This window comes from Brachybacterium epidermidis, assembly GCF_015209585.1.
GTDB classification, from domain to species: Bacteria; Actinomycetota; Actinomycetes; order Actinomycetales; family Dermabacteraceae; genus Brachybacterium; species Brachybacterium epidermidis.
The window spans coordinates 38830-59180 of the sequence record NZ_JADEYR010000015.1 but is presented as its reverse complement, the minus strand read 5'-3'; the positions used below and the strand labels follow the sequence as shown (position 1 = coordinate 59180).

The 20351-nt window shown below is 70.9% G+C and carries 9 protein-coding genes and 1 pseudogene; 5 read left to right on the top strand and 5 right to left on the bottom strand.

What is annotated here, in order from left to right; all coding sequences use genetic code 11:
• Positions 1 to 43 precede the first annotated feature (43 nt).
• Entirely contained in the window at positions 44 to 2860 is a 2817-nt protein-coding gene (locus tag IOE58_RS11975) for an alpha-1,6-glucosidase domain-containing protein (RefSeq protein WP_348981973.1), read from the top strand.
• Between the two features lie 419 nt (positions 2861 to 3279).
• The gene (gene pulA / locus IOE58_RS11970) at positions 3280 to 9528 is read left to right on the top strand and encodes a pullulanase-type alpha-1,6-glucosidase (RefSeq protein WP_431831706.1); all 6249 of its coding nucleotides are present in this window, start codon (positions 3280 to 3282) and stop codon (positions 9526 to 9528) included.
• A gap of 151 nt (positions 9529 to 9679) precedes the next feature.
• On the opposite strand, the gene IOE58_RS11965 is transcribed toward pulA, so the two are convergent.
• The 4 genes and pseudogenes from IOE58_RS11965 to IOE58_RS11950 all read right to left on the bottom strand — a co-directional run bounded on the left by IOE58_RS11965 (position 9680) and on the right by IOE58_RS11950 (position 15426).
• Complete coding sequence (locus IOE58_RS11965) at positions 9680 to 11326, bottom strand: NAD-dependent epimerase/dehydratase family protein (RefSeq protein WP_193866607.1); 1647 nt, start codon at positions 11324 to 11326, stop codon at positions 9680 to 9682.
• Between the two features lie 240 nt (positions 11327 to 11566).
• A pseudogene (locus tag IOE58_RS11960) lies at positions 11567 to 12924 on the bottom strand (uracil-xanthine permease family protein).
• A 116-nt stretch (positions 12925 to 13040) separates the two neighbouring features.
• Positions 13041 to 14915: a DUF7937 domain-containing protein gene (locus IOE58_RS11955; protein ID WP_193866606.1), complete on the bottom strand. Its 1875-nt coding sequence runs from the start codon at positions 14913 to 14915 to the stop codon at positions 13041 to 13043.
• Between the two features lie 91 nt (positions 14916 to 15006).
• Complete coding sequence (locus IOE58_RS11950) at positions 15007 to 15426, bottom strand: YccF domain-containing protein (protein ID WP_193866605.1); 420 nt, start codon at positions 15424 to 15426, stop codon at positions 15007 to 15009.
• 218 nt (positions 15427 to 15644) lie between these two features.
• Between IOE58_RS11950 and argS the strand changes: the two genes are divergently transcribed.
• Positions 15645 to 17465 carry an arginine--tRNA ligase gene (gene argS, locus IOE58_RS11945; protein WP_193866604.1) on the top strand — a complete coding sequence of 607 codons (1821 nt, stop codon included), beginning with the start codon at positions 15645 to 15647 and terminating at the stop codon, positions 17463 to 17465.
• A 99-nt stretch (positions 17466 to 17564) separates the two neighbouring features.
• Positions 17565 to 18272, top strand: a complete 708-nt coding sequence (locus IOE58_RS11940; protein ID WP_193866603.1) for a lysoplasmalogenase family protein — start codon at positions 17565 to 17567, stop codon at positions 18270 to 18272.
• Here IOE58_RS11940 and IOE58_RS11935 read toward each other — a convergent pair.
• Positions 18256 to 19164: an alpha/beta hydrolase fold domain-containing protein gene (locus IOE58_RS11935; protein WP_193866602.1), complete on the bottom strand. Its 909-nt coding sequence runs from the start codon at positions 19162 to 19164 to the stop codon at positions 18256 to 18258. The genes IOE58_RS11940 and IOE58_RS11935 overlap by 17 nt on opposite strands.
• 152 nt (positions 19165 to 19316) lie before the next feature.
• Here IOE58_RS11935 and mtnN point away from each other — a divergent pair, with 152 nt between their 5' ends.
• A complete protein-coding gene (gene mtnN, locus IOE58_RS11930; RefSeq protein WP_193866601.1) occupies positions 19317 to 20051 on the top strand; it encodes a 5'-methylthioadenosine/S-adenosylhomocysteine nucleosidase in 735 nt (244 codons plus the stop codon).
• The last annotated feature ends 300 nt before the right edge of the window (positions 20052 to 20351 follow it).

The following is a 20351-nucleotide window of genomic DNA, read 5'->3' as shown; positions in this document are numbered from 1 at the left end:
CGCGCCTGCCCCACTCGTCCACGCCATCCGGGAGCCCCGCACCGTGACCCCCACTGAGCAGTCCGCCCACCAGAGCACCGCTGAGCACGCCGGGGCGGCCGACGCACCGGCCCTGCTCTCGGATGCGATCGCCACCGGGCCCGGACATCAGCGCGCGCACCTGCTCACCCCCGGTGTGATCGCCTGGCCCGCCGACCTCGTGGACGACGCCGCAGGCACGTCCTGGGAGCTGTGGGTGGCGCCGGAGGGTGGCCTCACCCTGGCCGGCGGGCAGGTCGCGGGTGGCGAGCGCCTGGGTGAGCTCACCCTGCGGGAGGGGCCTCTCACCGAGGCGGAGACCAAGGACCGTCGGCACCTGGCCGGCCACCTGGCCCTGGAGCTCGGCGGGCTGGACCGGACCGTGCTCGAGCAGGCCCTCACGGGTCAGCTGGCCGTGGTCCAGCGCCGCGGGGGCGGCATCGAGGTGGCCACCGGTGTGCAGATCGCGGGCGTGCTCGATGCGCTGTACGCCGAGGAGGCATCGGTCGCACCGCTGGGGCCCCGCCTGGCGGGCGACCGCTGGGGGCTGTCCCTGTGGGCTCCGACGGCGAAGAGCGTCGCCCTGCAGGTGTTCGGACCCGTCGGCCACGCAGCCCGCGACGCAGAGCTCGGCACGCAGCAACCCGGCGCGCAGCCGCCCCCGGAGCATGAGCAGCCGGCGGTCACCGTCCCCATGGAGCGGGACGGCAGCGGGATCTGGCGCGCCTCGGGCCCGGCCGTCGGCGCCGAGGACTGGACGGACCGCGCCTACCTGTTCGAGGTGGAGGTGTACGTGCCCCGCGAGGGCCGCGTGGTGAAGAACCGCGTCACCGACCCGTACTCGGTGGCCCTGACCGTGGACTCCGAGCACTCGGTGCTGGTGGATCTCACCGATCCGCGCTGGGCGCCCGAGCAGTGGGCGAGCACCCCGGCGCAGCGACTGGAGCGCCCCGCGCAGCAGACCATCTACGAGCTGCACGTGCGGGACTTCTCCGGTGGCGACGAGGCCCTGCCCGTCGAACTGCGCGGCACCTACCTGGCCTTCGGCCACCCCGACTCCACCGGCACTGAGCGGCTGCGGGAGCTGGCCGAAGCGGGCCTGACCACGGTGCACCTGCTGCCCACCTACGACATCGCCACCATCCCCGAGCGCCGCTCCCGGCAGAAGCAGGCCGTGATCCCCTCCGGCGCGGGCCCCGCCTCGATCGAGCAGCAGGCCGCCGCGGGCGAGGTGGCCGACGAGGACGCCTACAACTGGGGCTACGACCCCTTCCACTACCTCGCGCCCGAGGGCTCCTACGCCACCGACGGCCACCAGGACGGTGGCGAGCGCACCGCCCAATTCCGCTCCATGGTGGGCGCGCTGCACGACATGGGCCTGCAGGTGGTGCTGGACGTGGTGTTCAACCACACCGCGCACGACGGTCAGCACGAGCGCTCGGTGCTGGACCGGATCGTGCCGGGCTACTACCACCGGCTGGACGCGGCGGGCAGTGTGGAGGACTCCACCTGCACCTCCAACACCGCCACCGAGCACGCGATGATGCGCCGCCTGATGGTGGATGCCCTGGTGCTGTGGGCACGCCACTACCGGGTGGACGGCTTCCGCTTCGACCTGATGGGCCACCATCGGCGCGTGGACATGGAGGCCGTGCGCGAGGCGCTGGATGCTCTCACCCTGGAGACCGACGGCGTCGACGGGAAGGGCATCTACCTGTACGGGGAGGGCTGGAACTTCGGGGAGGTGGCCGATGGCGCCCGCTTCACCCAGGCCACCCAGGGCAATCTCGACGGCACCTCGATCGGCTGCTTCAACGACCGCATCCGCGACGCGGTGCACGGCGGCAGCCTGATGGACGAGGACGCCCGCATGAACCGCGGCTTCGCCACCGGCCTGTTCCTCACCCACAACGAGCTCTCACCCCACTCGGCGCAGGAGCAGCGGGCGGACCTGCTGCACCGCACCGACCAGATCCGCCTGTCCATGGCCGGAAATCTCAAGGACTACGAGCTGCTGGCCTCCACCGGGCAGGTGCTGCGCGGGCAGGAGCTGGACTACAACGGCTCCCCCGCGGCCTTCGCCTCCCGCCCCGAGGAGAATGTCAACTACGTCGACGCCCACGACAACGAGACCCTGTTCGACACCTTCGTGTGGAAGCTGCCGCAGGACACCTCGATGGACGTCCGGGTGCGGCTGAACACCCTGGCCCTGGCCACGGTGGCGCTGGGCCAGTCCCCCGCGTTCTGGGCGGCGGGCACGGACCTGCTGCGATCGAAGTCCCTGGACACCGACAGCTACAACTCCGGCGACCTGGTCAACATGATCGACTGGACGATGCAGGACAGCGGCTTCGGGCGGGGCCTGCCCTCGGCAGGCCGCAACCAGCACCTGTGGGAGCTGCAGGCCCCGATGCTGGAGGACCCGGCCATGCGCCCCACTCCCGAGCACATCGCCCGCAGCGCCGCCATGGCGCTGGACCTGCTGCGGCTGCGGCACTCCACGCCACTGTTCACCCTGGGGGACCCCGAGCTGATCAAGCAGAAGGTGACGTTCCCGAACGCCGGCCCCGAGGCCACGCCCGGGCTGCTGCTGATGCGGATCGACGACACGATCGGGCCGGACGTCGACCCCGCGCTCGACGGGCTGCTGGTGGTGCTGAACGCCTCCCCTGAGGCGATCTGTGAGCAGGTCGAGGGCATGGAGGGGACCTGTCTGGAGCTGTCCGCGGTGCACGTGGACGGGGCCGATGCCGTGGCCCGCGAGACGACCTGGGATGCGGCAGCCGGCGCCGTGACGGTGCCCGCGTACACAGCGGCGGTGCTGGTCCAGCGGATCTCGTAGCAGGGCCGCGTCCTTCGCCGCTGTCGAAGCGCTGCTGTGCGTGAAGTCCCCCGGGGGGGCTGCGGGGTGCCATGCGGGCTGCGCTGCGGGTGCCATGCGGGCTGCGCTGCGGGCGCCCCTCCACCCCTGTGGACTGAAATATCTTGCAAGTTCTGGCTGGTGGTTGATGCTGGTGGGGCGGGCCTTTAGGGTGGGGCGAGCGTGCTGGAGGCGAAATCGCCGCCGCACCGTTGAATATCTTTCACTCCCAATGCCGGGAGTGCGCCCCGGCCGTTCCCCTCGGCCGTTCCTTGCCCGGACAGAGGAGTCCCCGCATGTCGGTCCCGCGGTTTTCCCGCCCCGTCCCCTCCCCTCGTGCAGCCCGCATCCTCGGGCATCCGCACCCCCGCTCGCGTCGGTCCTCGGCCGCGCCGGCGGTGATGCGGCACCGTGGCTCGTCGGCCGCGGCGATCACCGCACCGCTGCCACGTCGCGGGCTGGCGATCGTCGCTGCCCTGATGATGGCGATGGCGAGCGTGATGGGCACCGCGCCGCTGGTGCACGCCGTCGGCCCGAACGACCCGGTGCTGGTGGGCTCCCTGCAGGACGAGCTGGGCTGCGGGGCCGACTGGGCGCCGGACTGCGAGGCCACGAGGCTCCTGCCCACCGGTGAGGCCGGGGTGTGGGCCTCCACCTTCGAGGTGCCCGCCGGGCAGTGGGAGACCAAGGTCGCCATCGGCGGCTCCTGGGACGAGGCCTACGGCCTGGACGGCGGGGAGCAGAACATCCCGCTGGCCTTCGCCGCCCCCACCACGGTGCGCTTCCAGTTCGACGAGGCCACCAGCCGGCTCTCCATCGCCCTGCCCGAGCAGCCTGGTGAGTACACCGAAGACGACGCCGCGCTCGCAGCGGCGCCCCACCGCCACCCCGGCGCCGGGCAGACCTTCTACTTCGTGCTCACCGATCGCTTCGAGAACGGTGACTCCTCCAACGACACCGGTGGCATCGAGGGCGGCCGCCTGGAGCATGGCTTCGATCCGGCCGACAAGGGCTTCTACCAGGGCGGTGACATCGCCGGCCTGCACTCCAAGCTGGACTACATCGAGGACCTGGGGATGACGGCCATCTGGCTGACCCCCTCGTTCAAGAACAACCCCGTCCAGGGCGAGGGCGAGAACGCCAGCGCCGGCTACCACGGCTACTGGGTCACCGACTTCACCACCATCGACCCGCACCTGGGAACCAACGACGAGCTGAAGGCCCTGATCGACGACGCCCATTCGCGCGGCATCAAGGTGTACTTCGACATCATCGTCAACCACACCGCGGACCTCATCGACTACGAGGAGGGCGAGTACGGGTACATCGACCAGGCCACCTCCCCGTACCGCGACGCCGACGGCAACCCGGTGGACCTCGCCCAGGTGGCGCAGTCCCCCGACTTCCCCACCTTCGACCCGCAGACCTCCTTCCCGTACACCCCGGTGCGCAGCGAGGAGAACACGGTGATGGTGCCGGAGGCGCTCAACGACGTCACCATGTATCACAACCGCGGCAACTCGACGTGGGAGGGAGAATCGGTCACCCACGGCGACTTCGACGGTCTGGACGACGTGATGACCGAGGACCCGCGGGTGCTGGCCCTGATGGAGGACATCTACACCACGTGGATGGACTTCGGGATCGACGGCTTCCGCATCGACACCGTCAAGCACGTGGACTTCGGGTTCTGGGAGTCCTTCACCAGCACGATGGCCGCTCACCAGGGCTCCACCCCGGCGGGCGAGGAGTTCTTCACCTTCGGCGAGGTGTACGACGCCGATGCGCGCCTGCTGTCCCCCTACGTGCGGGACACCGACATGGACTCGGTGCTGGACTTCGCCTACCAGTCGGCGAGCACCAACTGGGCGCGCGGCTACACCGCGCAGGGCATGGCGGCCCTGTTCGACGCCGACGACCACTACATCACCCCCACCTCCTCCGCCGCGGACCTGCCCACCTTCGTGGGCAATCACGACATGGGGCGCATCGGCTACCTGCTGCGGGACTCCGGCCGGCTCGATGAGCGCGCCGCCTTCGCGCACACCACGATGCTGCTGACGCGCGGCCAGCCGGTGATCTACTACGGCGACGAGCAGGGCTTCGTGGGCGATGGCAACGACAAGGATGCCCGCCAGTCGATGTTCCCCAGCCGCACCCCGTCCTACCTGGACGACACCCTGATCGACGGCTCGCCCTACGGGTCCGGCGACCACTTCGACACCGGCGCGCAGCTGTATCCGCTCATCAGCGAGCTGGCCACGCTGCGCAATTCCACCCCGGCGCTGTCCACCGGGGCGCAGATCGAGCTGTACGCCGAGGGCGGCCCCGGCGTGTACGCCTTCTCCCGCGTGGACCGCGAGGAGAAGGTCGAGCACCTGGTGGCGCTGAACAATGCCGGCTCCGCCAGCACCGTCACGCTCACCACCCTCACCCCGGGCGCCAGCTACTCGGTGCTGCACGGTGACCACGCCCCCGTCACCGCCGGGGCGGACGGCACCGTGGAGCTGACCGTGCCGTCGCTGTCGGCGGTGGTGCTGGTGGCCGATGCCCCGGTCGCCGCTGCCGGTGAGGCGCAGGCGATCACCCTCACCCCCGCCCAGGGCGGTGCGGTGGAGGGTCTGGCCCCGATCAGCGCGCAGATCGCTGCGGACCGCTGGGCGGAGACCTCCTTCAGCTACCGGATCGCCGGTGAGGTGGCGTGGACGCCGCTGGGCACCGCTGAGGACGACACCCCGCGGGTGTTCCACGACGTGCGCGGCCTGGACACCGGCACCGTGATCGAGTACCGCGCGGTCTCCACCGATGCGAGCGGCTCCCGCGTGGCGGCCTCCACCACTGCGGTGGTGGGCGCGGATCTCTCCGCTGCCGGCCCGGCCGAGGGGCCCGGCGGGATTGACGCGGAGTCGATCACGCTGCCGGGCTCCCACAACGCGGCGATGGGCTGCGCGGGCGACTGGCAGCCGGACTGCGAGTCCGCCCAGCTGACCTTGGACGCGGCCTCCGGGAAGTACACCGGCACCTTCGACATCCCCGCCGGGACCTACGAGTTCAAGGTCGCCCACGGCGGCTCCTGGGACGAGAACTACGGTGCGGGCGGTGTGCCCGGTGGGGAGAACATCTCCTACACGCACGAGGGCGGGCCGGTCACCTTCTGGTACGACCCGGTCACCCACATCGTCCAGTCCAGCGCCGATGGTCCCTTCGTGACCCTTCCCGGTTCGTTCAACGCGGCCCTGGGCTGCACCGAGGACTGGATGCCCTCCTGCATGGCCACCTGGATGCAGGACGGTGACGGGGACGGCGTGTACACCTTCACCACCGATGCCCTGCCCACCGGCAGCTACGAGGTGAAGGCGGCCCACGGCGGCTCCTGGGACGAGAACTACGGGGGGGACGGTGCGCGCGGCGGCGCCCACTACTCCTTCTCCACCCAGGAGGGGAAGGTCGTGACCTTCTCCTACGACCTGGCCACCCACGTGCTCACCATCGAGTCGGAGGATCCGCTGGTGGCGGGCTCCGGCCAGCAGCTGGCGCACTTCGTGGATGCCGACACCATCGCCTGGCCCGCCGACCGGGTCAGCGATCCGGCCACCACCAGCTGGCAGCTGTGGTCCGCCCCCGAGGGTGGGCTCACGGTGGCCGACGGCGCGGTCACCGGCGGGCAGCAGCTCGGTGAGCTGGCCCTGCGCGACGGCGGCCTGGACGAGGCGGAGCTGGAGGGCCGCGGCCATCTCGGCGACTTCCTGGCGCTGGACCTCTCCGGTGTGGACCGCGACGCGCTCGAGCAGGCCCTCACCGGCGAGCTGGCCGTGGTCCAGATCGGGGCCGACGGCATCGAGGTGATGACCGGTCTGCAGATCCCGGGCGTTCTGGATGCGCTGTACGCCGAGGACGCCGACGCTCACGAGCTCGGCGTGGTGTTCGACGAGGCCGGCACCCCGACCGTGACGCTGTGGGCACCCACCGCCAAGAGCGTGGACCTGCAGCTGTCCCCGGCACCGGTGACGGAGGCGGCCGGCCCGTCGGCCCGTGCCGCCGCCCCGGAGGGCGCCGAGGTGCTGCCGATGGAGCGCGGCGAGGGCGGCGTGTGGACCATCACCGGTGAGCCCGGCTGGGAGGACCGCGCCTACACCTTCGCGGTGGACGTGTACGTCCCCGCCGAGGGAGAGGCGGTCACCAACGTGGTGACCGATCCGTACTCCGTGGGGCTGACGCTGAACTCGCAGCAGTCGGTGATGGTGGACCTGGACGACGAGCGCTGGGCCCCGCAGGGGTGGACGGACACTCCCGCCCCGCAGGTCGAGCAGTTCGCCGACCAGACCATCTATGAGCTGCACATGCGGGACTTCTCCGCCGGGGACCAGGGCCTGCCGGAGGAGGTGCGCGGCACCTACGCGGCGTTCGGGCACCCGGACTCGGCCGGGTCGGCGCGCCTGCAGGAGCTCTCCGATGCGGGCGTGACCACGGTTCACCTGCTGCCCACCTTCGACATCGCCACCATCGAGGAGGACCGCTCCGCTCAGGTGCAGCCGGAGATCCCCGACGCGGGCCCGGCCTCCCCGGACCAGCAGGCGGCGATCGCGGAGGTCGCGGATCAGGACCCGTACAACTGGGGCTACGACCCGTACCACTACCAGACCCCGGAGGGCTCCTACGCGACCGCCGGGAACCAGGTGGGCGGTGCCCGCCCCGCGGAGTTCCGCTCCATGGTCGGTGAGCTGCACCGGATGGGCCTGCAGGTGGTGCTGGACAAGGTGTACAACCACACCGCCGCTCATGGTCAGGCCGATCGCTCGGTGCTGGACAAGGTGGTGCCCGGGTACTACCACCGGTTGAGCCTGCAGGGCGCGGTGGAGACCTCCACCTGCTGCTCGAACCTCGCCACCGAGAACGAGATGGCCGGCCGCATCATGGTGGACTCCACCGTGCTTTGGGCCCGCCACTACGGGGTGGACGGCTTCCGCTTCGACCTGATGGGCCACCACTCCCGCGAGAACATGGAGGAGGTGCGGGCCGCCCTGGACGAGCTGACCCTGGAGGCCGACGGCATCGACGGCTCCGGCATCTATCTGTACGGCGAGGGCTGGAACTTCGGCGAGATCGAGAACAACGCCCGGTTCACGCAGGCCACGCAAGGGCAGTTGGACGGCACCTCGATCGGTGCGTTCAACGATCGTCTGCGCGATGCGGTGCACGGCGGCAGTCCCTTCGACACCGACAAGCGCACCATGCAGGGCTTCGGCAACGGCCAGTACACGATGCCCAACGGGTTCTCCGAGCTGTCGGAGGAGGATCAGCGGGCGGATCTGCTGCACCGCACCGACCTGATCCGTCTGGGCCTGGCCGGCAGCCTGAAGGACTTCGAGCTGGAGTCCTCCAGCGGTGAGGTGCTGCGTGGTGACCAGCTGGACTACAACGGGTCTGCGGCCGGGTTCACCTCGCGTCCGGAGGAGTCGGTGAACTACGTGGACGCCCACGACAACGAGGCGCTGTACGACCTCAACGTGTGGAAGCTGCCGCAGGATGCGTCGATGGAGGTGAGGGGCCGGATGAACACCCTGTCCCTGGCCACGGTGACGCTGGGCCAGTCCCCGTCGTTCTGGGCGGGCGGCACCGATCTGATGCGCTCGAAGTCGCTGGATCGCGACTCCTACGACTCCGGGGATCACTTCAACGTGATCGACTGGACGATGCAGGACAACGGCTACGGCCGGGGCCTGCCGCCGGAGGGCAAGAACGGCGAGGCGTGGGACCTGATGGTGCCGATGCTGGAGGACCCGGCCAAGACTCCTTCCCCGGCGGACATCGAGTTCAGCTCGGAGGTGACGCTGGACCTGCTGCGGCTGCGCTCCTCGACGAACCTGTTCACGCTGGGCGAGGCGGAGCTGATCCACCAGAAGGTCAGCTTCCCCAATGCCGGTGCGGATGCCACGCCGGGCCTGCTGGTGATGCGGATCGACGACACCGTGGGGGCTGACGCCGACCCGGCCCTGGACGGTCTGGTCACGGTCTTCAACGCCTCCGACGAGCCGATCACCGAGCAGGTCGACGGCATGGCGGGACTGGAGTACTCGCTGCATGAGGTGCAGGCCGAGGGCGTCGACCCGGTGGTCAAGGAGTCCACCTGGGAGGCCTCGACGGGCACGGTGACGGTGCCGGCGCACACGGTGGCCGTGTTCGTGGCCCCGCAGGATACGGCGCCGGGTGAGCCCGGTGAGCCCGGTGAGCCTGGCCAACCCGGTGACCCCGGTGAGCCCGGTGAGCCCAGTGACCCCGGTGAGCCCGGTGAGCCCGGTGAACCCGGTGAACCCGGTGAGCCCGGTGAACCCGGCCAGCCCGGTGAACCCGGCGAACCTGGTGAACCCGGCGAGCCCGGCCAGCCCGGAGAACCCGGCCAGCCCGGAGATCCCGGCCAGCCCGGCCAGCCCGGAGAGCCCGGGGAACCGGGTCAGCCCGGCCAGCCCGAGGAACCGGGTGAGCCCGGAGAGCCAGGCGACCCGGGGAAAGCCGGCGATCCTGGCCGTGCAGATCGTGATCGCGGTCCGCTGGCCCGCACCGGCACGGACGCGTGGGGCTACGTGCTGGCGGCAGCCGCACTGATCGCCGTGGGTGGTGGGCTCACCGCCTGGAAGCGCCGGGCGGCCTGACACACCCCACACACGGATCCCCCGGTTCCCTCGCTCGATCGAGGGAACCGGGGGATCCGTCGTTCAGTCCTCAGCACATCGCTGTGCTTCGTGCCTCACGGTCGGCGACGTGCAGGCGTTCACCCTGGGACGAACCGGCGGCCGTGGCGGCTCAGTCCTGCGGGGTGAAGGTCTCCAGGTCTGTGCGGAAGGCGCGGCGGCGCGCGTAGGCGTGCACCTGGTCCAGCACCGCGACCTGCCGGTCCACGTTGTCCACCAGATCGGCGAACACCTGCTTGTCCAGGCCCAGCAGCTGGGCGTTGTCCCGCAGGCTCTCCCAGCCGCCCTTCTTCCCGATCACGGCGCTGCGCATCAGCTCGGCCTCCAGCACCAGCGTCATCGGCGAGCGCTTGACGAGACGACCGTTGTTCTTGAGCCGTGCGGCCTTCTCCCCCACCCAGGCGGCGGCCTGCCGGTGCGGGAGCTGCTTGAAGCCGAGGTCCTCCAGCAGCTGTTCGAGGAACCGGTGCTCGTTGCGGATCTCGTGGGCCAGCATCGAGAGCTCGGCGAACACGGGGGTGTCCACGTTGGCCTCGGCCATCCGCTCGATGCGGGACATCCCGGCAGTGGCCCCGGTGAGGTGGTCGGAGATGTACAGGTTCAGCAGGTCCCGGTCGACGTCCTCGGAGATCCTCGGCGAGCGCTTTCCGGCCGAGGCACCCTCCCCGGCATCCGCCCCGCCGGGAACGGCCGAGACGGGAAGGGAGCCCCCGCCGGCATCACGGGGGCGCATCGGCACCGAATCGGCTCCGGTGCCTTCGATCATCCCTCCCAGCAGTTCGGCGACGGCATCGGCTGCGGTGCGGGTGGGCTTCCAACCCAGCTCTGCCTTGGCCCGGGCGTTGTCCATCACCGGGACGTTCATGCCCATGTCGAGCCATCCCGGGTCGGCCGCGACCAGTCCGGTGAGGTGCCCGGCCGACATCGCTGTGCGGACCATCGACGGCGGCAGCTCCACGGGCCGCACCTTCTTGCCGTCGCCGACGATGTCGGCCAGGTCCTGCACGCCGAGCACGTCGTCGGCGCAGATGTTGAAGGCACCCTTGACGCCGGCCACGGCGGCGGCCGCGTAGGCGGCGCCCATGTCATCGGCGTGGACGGCCTGGATGCGCAGGCCCTGCGGGAGCGGCAGCAGCGGGGGCCGACCGGCCTTGAGCGCCTGCACGGGCATCCAGGAGCCCAGGAAGTAGCGCTGGATCTCGGATGCCGCGGCGGCCGAGAAGATCAGTGCGGGGCGCAGCCGGGTCACGGTCACCTCGGGGTGCTCGGCCTCGAACTCGTCCAGCACGCGCTCCTGGGCGGCCTTGTCGACGCTGTAGTGCGAGGTGGAGATCCCTCCGGTCTCCCAGCTCTCGTCCCGCACCTCCAGGCCCGGGGAGGGCGAGTAGGCACCCACGGAGGAGGCCACCACCAGAGTGTCCACGCCCGCGGCGGCGGCAGCGCGAGCCACGTTGCGGGTGCCCTCCACGTTGACGCGGTGCAGCAGGTCCCGCTTGGAGTTGGGCTGGATCAGCCAGGCCAGGTGGATGACGGCGTCGACATCCGCGAACGCCTTCGTCAGGTGGGCGATCGCCTCGGGCGCCTTGACGGCGGCACCGATGTCGATCGAGGCCCAGTCGGCCTGGGCGTAGGGCTCGGCGCCCTGGTCGGGCATGCGCCGGGCGATGCCCAGTACGGAGGAGACCTCCGGGCGTTCGTGCAGGGCCGTGAGGACTGCGGTTCCGACGTTCCCGGTGGCACCGACGACGGCGACTCTCATGGGTTTCTCCCTCGTGGGGTCACGCGCTGCGCGACGAGTGGGCGTGCGTGGACTCCTCCAACCTACGCAGGGATCCTGAGCGCCCGGAAGGAAAGGCCCTCGCCTCGACCGGTCGGTCTCCTGGAGCAGAGGCCATGCGGGCCGGGCGCGAGCACGAGGCGAGGGATGCGAGCTGCCAGGTGCGGCCCGGGCCAGCACCGGCCGCCGCGCCCCCGGGGCCACCGCAGCCCCCCGGAGTCGTCAGCTCCTATGGGGATCCTCCCCCTGCACGGGATCGTCCACCTGCACGGGGCCCTCCCCCTGCACGGGATCGTCCACCTGCATGGGCCCGCCAGGTTCGGTGTCGGTGCCGGTGGCGCGGCCGATGCCGGCCATCAGGTGGTACACCAGCAGTGCAGCCACTGTGCCCAGCGCGATGCCCGTGAGCTGGATGCCCTCGATCTCCCAGGTCACATTGGCGATGCCCACCACCAGGGCCACACCGGCGGTGAACTGGTTCTTGGGCTTGGAGAAGTCCACCTTGCCGTCCACCCACATGCGCACGCCGATGATGCCGATCAGGCCGTACAGCACGAAGGTGACGCCGCCCAGCACACCGGGCGGGATGGTGAAGATCGCCGCGCCCACCTTCGGGGACAGCGACAGCAGGATCGCGACGGTCCCGGCCACCCAGTAGGCGGCGGTGGAGTACACGCGGGTAGCGCTCATGACGCCGATGTTCTCGCCGTAGGTAGTGGTGGGTGAGCCGCCGAACCCAGCGGACAGGGCGGTGGCAGCGCCGTCGGCGAACAGGGTGCGGCCCACCATGTGGTCGAGGTTGCGACCGGTCATCAGGCCCACGCTGGTCACATGACCCACGTTCTCGGCCAGCAGCACCAGGATCACCGGCAGGAACATCGGCAGCAGCGCGAGGTTGAACTCGGGGTGGTGGAACTGCGGCAGGCCGATCCAGGGGGCCTCAGCCACGGGGGTGAAGTCCACCTCGCCCCGCAGCACCGCGACCAGGTACCCCACCAGCACGCCCACCAGCACCGAGATGCGACCCAGCAGGCCCTTGAACACAGCGGTGCACAGCACCACGGCGAACAGGGTGATAGTGGCGGTGACGGCGGACTGCTTGAAGTTGTCGTACGCGGTCGGGGCCAGGTTGAAGCCGATCAGCGCGACGATCGATCCCATCACCACCGGCGGCATCAGCACACCGATCCAGACGGTGCTGTGCCGATGCGGGCGACCAGCAGGCCCAGCAGGGCCAGCAGGATGCCGGTGACCATCACCCCGCCCAGGGCCGCGCCCATGGAATCGGCCTCGGTGGAGGCCACGACCGGCGCGATGAACGCGAAGGAGGAGCCCAGGTAGCTGGGCACCCGGTTGCGGGTGATCACCAGGAACAGCAGGGTGCCGATGCCGCTGAACAGCAGGGTGGTCGAGGGTGGGAACCCGGTGAGCAGGGGCACCAGGAAGGTGGCGCCGAACATGGCGATCACGTGCTGGGCGCCGATGCCGATGGTCACCGGCCAGGCCAGGCGCTCCTCGGGCTTGACGATGGCGGCGGGGGCGACGGTGCGGCCGTTGCCGTGCAGGGTCCAGAGCGGCATGGCTCTCCAGGGATGTGAGCGGGGTGGGGATCGGGAGGAGTGATGGGGGTCGGGGCAGGGACGGCAGGCGGCCCGGGCGGTTTCGGCCTGGCAGGAGCGACCTTGCCGTCCCTGGCTCACCCGCCGGGGAAGGTCTTCCTGCGGGCGCGCTCGGCGTTGACGTCGGGCACCTGGTCCAGCAGAGAGGCGCGGCGGGTGTCGCGCATGCGGAAGTCGGCGAACATGCGGGTGAGGTCCGGTGCGCCGAACTCGTCGCGCACCGGGGCGGGGACGGTGAGCATCAGCACGGCGGCGATGCCGGTGGTCAGAGCCACGCCCCCGGTGAGCAGGCCGGAGCCGGCACCGGTGGCCACGGAGTTCACGATGATGTCCAGGAAGCCCACCACCACCAGCACGGCCCCGGCCATCACACCGCTGGCGCGGGCCACCTCGGCGCGGCGCTCCAACAGGGCGCGCCGGGCGAAGATCGACACCGCCACGAAACAGGCGCACACCACGGCGTCCAGCAGGTGCAGCACAGGACCGCCCCGGGTCACGCCCGTGGGCGAGGCGATCGCGGCCAGCAGGTGCCAGATCACTGCGGCAGCGTGCATCAGCACGCTGAACTCGAACACGCGCACCGTGTACACCAGCCAGTCGGCGCGCCGGAAGGAGATCGGGATGGTGCGGATGAACGAGCGGGAGATCATCACCCCGAACGCGGCGAACAGCGGCGGCAGGTACACGAAGCCGGTGGCGAAGCTGAGCGGGGCGGCGAACTGGAGGCGCAGGGTGTTGTCGGCCAGGGCGCAGGCCACCAGGCCGGCCACCGCGGCCACCGAGAACACGATCCAGGAGCGGTCCCGCCGCCACACCGCAGCGAACACGATCGCCAGCAGCAGGGCGGAGATCAGGGCATCGGCGAACACCATCACCGAGAAGCCCCAACCGGTGGTGAACAGCCTGCCGACGATCATCACCAGTGCCAGCAGCAGTGCCGCGGCGGCGGCCACCCCGATGCCCAGCACCAGCAGGCGGGCGCGGTTGCGGGCCACGTGATGGGGGAGGTAGCCCTCGTGACGGCGCGGTTCGATGCCGACGATCGCGCCCAGCAGCAGCAGCGGTACGCCCACCCCGATACCAACGGGGGGCCCGTCGGGCAGGGAGGAGAACAGCCGCGGCAGGGAGACGACGAGGTCCACGGCCACCACGACCAGCGGGACCGCCAAGGCGGGCAGCAGGCCGATCACCCGCACCGCGCGCACCACCGCCAGCGGCGGGCGGGCGGGGACCCACCGCAGCAGGTGCACGGCGATCAGCGCGGCCAGGCCGATGCCGATGGAGATCTTCCCAGCCATGCCCAGCATCGGTACCGGGGCGTAGGTGAAAGTGGTGGTCAGCGCGGTGACCAGGCATACCAGCGCCAGCAGATCGCGCAGGGCGTCGAACACGCCGAGCTCGCGGAACCGCTCGGGCACCTCGATGCCTCCGGCGGCGCCGTCCTCGACGTTCGGGGTGGTGCCGGAGCGGGCGTAGGAGACGGTCCGCGAGGGCAGCACGGGTTCGTCCATGCCTGGTCCCGCGCCGGGTGTCTCGCGCTCCTCGGTGTCCAGGTCCCAGTCGAGCGTGCGCCGGCGATCGGGGGCTGCCGGCGCGTCGGGCCAGGGGCGCGCCTCGGGCCGCGGACGCGCGGCCGGGCCAGGGGTCAGCGGTGAGCGGGGTGCCGCGGCGGGCGTGCCGCCGTCGTGGAGCGGGGGGCTCTGCGAGACGCCGTCAGACGAGGCCGCCTCGGACGAGGCTCGAACAGTGGAGGCCGCTCCCGAGTCACGCTGGGCCAGCTGTTCCTTCAGGGCCTCAGCACGTTCGGCCCGCTTGCGCTCCAGCAGCGGGGCGGCGTAGCGGTCGAAGGCAGCGCGGTCAGGCAGCTGCTCGGTGGGAAGGGTGTGGGGGTCGTCGGATGCGAAGATCCAATCGGAATCCCCCGCCGTGCCGCGTTCGCGCTCCCCCGCCATGAACCCTCTTCCTCTGTCGGTCCTGCCTGCACGAGTCTAGAGAGGCTCGGGCGGGCGCCCGCGGCGGCGCGCCGGGGCGACGCAGTGATGCTCAGCGCGCGGTGGGGTACATCCGCGCGCGCTGCGAGCTGGAGTCGACGACCTGCTTGCCGAAGGGGAAGCAGGTCACGGGGATCAGCTTGATGTTCGCCCACGCCAGGGGGATGCCGATGATGGTTACGGCCTGCGCCACAGCGGTGAGCACGTGCCCGATGGCCAGCCACAGCCCGGCCACCAGGAACCACACCACGTTGCCGACACCACTGAGCGCATTGCCGCGGCCGGTGGCCACGACCTCGCGACCGAACGGCCACAGCACGAAGCCGGCGATCCTGAACGAGGCCACCCCGAAGGGGATGGTGACGATGAAGATGCAGGCGATCACGCCGGCCAGCAGATAGCCGAGGAACAGGGGGATCCCCGCGGTGAACAGCCAGATGAGATTGAGGACCAGGGTGATGAAGAAGCGCATGCCTCCACACTAGGCAAAGGTCCCCGCGCCGCGACAGGAGGAAAGCCCCCGTTCCCGGGCGGGGCCGGGCCTCCCTTCCATGCGCGGGTTCTGCTTGCATGCGGGCTCTGCTTCCACGCGGGCTCACGGGGCCGGGTCACTGCGGCCGCACCGGCCCTCCGACGGATCTCACGCGCGCGGGCGCGACCCGCCTGCCTGCCCAGGACTACCCTGAGTCCATGCCTGCTCCCGAGATCGTGCTGACCGAGCGCTTCCAGTCCGCCTTCGCCTCCGCCTTCGGGCCCGAGTACGCCGAGGCCGACCCGCTGATCCGCCCCTCCCAGTTCGCCGACTTCCAGTGCAATGCGGCGATGGGACTGGCCAAGCGCCTGGGGAAGAAGCCCCGCGACATCGCCGCGGAGATCCTGGAGGCCGTGCAGCTCGAGGACGTGGCCGAGCCCCTCGAGGTGGCCGGGCCCGGGTTCCTGAACATCCGGCTGCGCACCGAGTGGATCGCCTCGCAGGTCGCGCAGCTGGCCGACGACTCCCGCCTGGGCATCCCCGCCGGGCAGCCCCGCACCGTGGTGCTGGACTACTCCGCGCCCAACGTGGCCAAGGAGATGCACGTGGGGCACCTGCGCACCACCGTGGTGGGTGACGCCCTGGCGCGCACGCTGGAGAAGCTGGGCCACACGGTGATCCGCCAGAACCACATCGGTGACTGGGGCACCCCCTTCGGGATGCTGATCGAGCACCTGCTGGAGGTGGGCGAGGACTCGCCGGAGGCTGCCCTGCTGCTGACCGACCCCAATGCGTTCTACCAGGCTGCACGGCAGAAGTTCGATGCGACCGAGGGCAAGGCCGCCAGCGACGCCGACGCGGCCGGCACCCCCGGGGCAACCGCGGCCGACGGGACCCAGGCGCCCGCCGTCGCTGCTGATTTCGCGGCCCGGGCCCGTCGCCGGGTAGCCACCCTGCAGTCCGGGGATGCCCGCTCCCTGGAGATCTGGCAGCGCCTGGTGGAGATGTCCAAGCAGTACTTCCACCGCATCTACGACATGCTGGACGTGACCCTCACCGATGCGGACCTGGCCGGGGAGTCCACCTACAACGATCAGCTGGAGGCGGTGTGCCGCGATCTGGAGGAGGCAGGCATCGCCCGCATCTCCGACGGTGCGCTGTGCGTGTTCCCCGAAGGGTTCACCGGCCGTGACGAGCAGCCGCTGCCGCTGATCATCCGCAAGTCCGACGGCGGCTACGGCTACGCCACCACCGACCTCGCGGCGATCCGCCACCGGGTGCGCACCCTGGGAGCGGACCGCATCGGCTACGTGGTGGGCACCGCTCAAGAGCTCCACTTCCAAATGATCTTCACGACCGCGCGGGAGGCCGGCTGGCTGCCCGAGAGCGTGGAGGCCACCCACGTGAAGATCGGCTCGGTGCTCGGTGAGGACGGGAAGATCCTGCGCACCCGCTCCGGCTCCTCCCTGCGACTGATGGCGCTGCTGGAGGAGGCCGTCGCCAAGGCCCAGGGCGTGATCGACGAGCTGAGGCCGGATCTGTCCCAGCAGGAGCGCGCCTCCATCGCCCATGACATCGGCATCGGCGGCGTGAAGTACGCGGACCTCTCCACCGCGCACGACTCCGACTACGTGTTCGACCTGGACCGGATGCTGGCACTGACCGGCAACACGGCCCCGTACCTGCAGTACGCGGTGGCGCGTATCCGCTCGATCGGCCGCCGGGCCGCGGAGCAGGGGGTGGACGCCGCCGGGGCCGCGCCTCGGGTGGACAACGACGCCGAGCGCGCCCTGGCCCTGCAGCTGCTGGAGTTCGGTCCCACGCTGGCCCAGGTGGGCGCTGCCTACGAGCCGCACCGCCTGTGCTCCTACCTGTTCGCGACCGCCCAGGCGTTCACCGCGTTCTACGAGGCCTCCCCGATCCTCAAGGAGGCCGATGCGCAGGTGCGTGCCGGTCGTCTGGCCCTGGCGCAGCTCACCGAGCAGGTGCTGGTCGAGGGTCTCGCGGCCCTCGGCGTGAACGCTCCGCAGCAGATGTGAGCGGGCGTGACCAGATCGTGTCCGGTTGTTATCCAAACGTGCCCAGGTGAGTCCCGGAACGGCCTTACCTTGAACACCCTCCTTCCATAATCTTGCAGGGTGCCATCGCCTCGCCTCGCCCAGCTCACCCTGTGGGCTGTCTATGCCCTGGTGGTGGCGGTGCACCTGGGGGCACTGCTGACCGAGTCCAGCCTGACCCAGCGGGTCACGCAGCCATTGTTCGCTCCGCTGCTGATCGCGATCCTGCTGGTGAGTGCGCCCTCGCGCCACCGCACCCCGGTGCTGCTCACGGCGGGACTGTTCTTCGCCTGGCTCGGTGACACCATGCCGCCGTTCCTGCCGCAGGTGCTGCGACCGGCCGCCGTCGTGCTGTTCCTGGTGGCACTGGTCCTGTACTGCCTCGCGCTGCTGCCGCTGTGGGCCCGCAACCGCGAGCCGCTGCGCCTGGCCCTGGCGATCCCCTACGCCGGTGTGGTGATCGGGCTGTTCGTGGCCTGCGCGGACGGCGCCGGCGAGCTGACGCCGCTGGTGGCCGCCTACGCGACCGTGCTGGCCACCATGGCGTTCCTGTCCTCCGGCGGCAACGGTATGACCTGGATGGGCGGCACCCTGTTCCTGCTGTCCAGCTCACTGCTGGCGATGGACTGGTTCCTGCCCGGGGCCGCGATCATGTACAGCACCGTGTGGGTGATGCTCACCTACGCCCTGGGGCAGGCGCTGCTGGTGGCAGGGATGCTGCGCATCATCCCCTCGCGCGAGCACACGATGCAGCCCGTCGGGGCTGAGCTGGTCATCGTCGAGGGGTGACCCCCAGGACGCGGGCGATCAGTTCGCCCTGCTCCCGGTGCAGGCGCTCGAGGTCCTCACCGCGCCGCTGCATCAGCTGCAGGCCCAGGCGGCCGTTGATCTCCCGGTAGGCCACCTCCAGCCCGTTCTCCTCCAGCTGCAGCCGGGCCATCCGGACATCGGAGAGGAACAGGTCGCGCGTTCCCACGCTGAGGTGCACCGGCGGCAGGCCCTCCAGACTCGCGTTGATCGGGGAGAGGTCCGGATCGTCCAGCGGCGCACGCCCGGCGTAGGCGCGGGCGGCCTCGCGCAGCATCCGGCGCTCGTGCACGGGATCCACCTGGTCCGTCTCAGTGATGCCGGCGTTGGCCAGTTCGAGGTCCAGCCAGGGCGACATGGTCACCAGCGCGGCCGGCGCCGGGATCTGCGGATGCTCCCGGAGCCTGCGGGCGATCGCGAAGGCAAGTCCACCGCCGGCGTGCTGACCGCTGAGCACCCACGGGCCGGCGCCGAGCCGACCGTCGGCCGCCAGCGCCTGCAGCACGCTCTCGGCGTCGTCCCGCGCCACGGGGTGAGTGTGGTCCGGAGCGGTGCGGTAGTCGACCATCAACCCGGCGCAGTCGCGGGCATCGGCCTGCTTCGACAGCCACGTCCAGTCCCCGGTGAACGGCCCGGAGACGTAGGCGCCGCCGTGCAGGTGGATGATCAGCCCCTGGTCGCGGCGATGGCCGTCCAGCCACACGCAGCGGGTGCGGCCGATCATCTCCACGTCCACCGCGTGGCGCTTCTGCACCGAGCTCGGGGGCAGTGCCCGCCGGGCCTCTCGCAGCGCATGGTTGGTGACCGCTGAGGGGATCGGCACCCGGCGCACGGTGCGGGCGCCCACCACCACGGCGTCTCGGATGCGTCCCATTGCTGACTCCTAGCCGCGACCCTCTGGTCGCATCGATGCGGGGTGCCTTGCGCGGCCAGCCTAGCGAACCCCGCTCCTGCCCTCCTGGGCACGCCGACGATCACGCAGGGCACGCGCCTTCGCGACCGTGTGAGCACAGGTAGCCTGCCTTCATGACGACGCCCTCCCCCGCCCCTGTCCTGGTGATGGTCGCGATGCCGGAGGAGGCAGCGCCGCTGGAATCCCGGCTGGACGGCGCGAGGGCGCTGCCGACCCCGTTCGTCGACGACGCCGGGATGCGTTCGGTGCGAGCGGTGGCCGGCCTCCTTGGGGGCACGCCCACGGTGGTGGTCACCACCGGCATCGGCATCGCCGCAGCAAGCGCCGCCGCCACCTGGGCGATCCTCGAGCATCGGCCCACCTGCGTGGTCGCGGCGGGTTCCTGCGGGGGCCTGGCGGCCGACGTCGAGGTGGGCACGGTGATCGTGGGCGATGCCTTCACCTGGTCGCTGGCGGACGCCACCGCCTTCGGCTACGAGCCCGGGCAGGTGCCCGGCTCGCCCGCACGCCTCGAGGCCGATGACGACTGGGCCGACGTCGCGGAACGCGCTGCCGGTGCTGCCGGCACCGCGGTGCGCCGGGGGCTCATGCTCTCCGGTGACGCCTTCGTCACCGCTCCCCTGGCCGATCCCATGCGGGAGCGGTTCCCCGGTGCCCTCAGCGCGGACATGGAGACCACTGCCACAGCCCGCACCGCCGCCGCGCTCGGGGTGCCGTTCGTGGCGCTGCGCGCTGTCTCGGATCTCTGCGGCCCCGCTGCGGGCCAGCAGTTCCACATGGAGCTGGACCTGGTCGCGGAGATCTCGGCTAGAGCGGTGGAACAGCTGGTGCGGGAGCTGCCTGCATGAGCCACCCCGCGTCGTTCGTGTGAATCAGACAACCCCGCGGACGAACGGTCCCATGCCCCACGCGAGCACCCCGTTCCCCTTCTGACCTGGGCTTCTGATCAGGACTGGCGGTGTTGGGCACCGTTCCGGATCGCGCCGCCCCCTGGCATCGCCCGGGGTGCGACCCGTATGGTGCAGGCGAGCCTCGTGAACCGCAGATGCGCCTCGGCCTGCAACCACGGGGCTTTCCCTGCCCCTCCACCGGAACGAGTGATCGTGTCGGCTTCGACTGTTGCCTCCCGCCCCCGCCCCACCCCATGA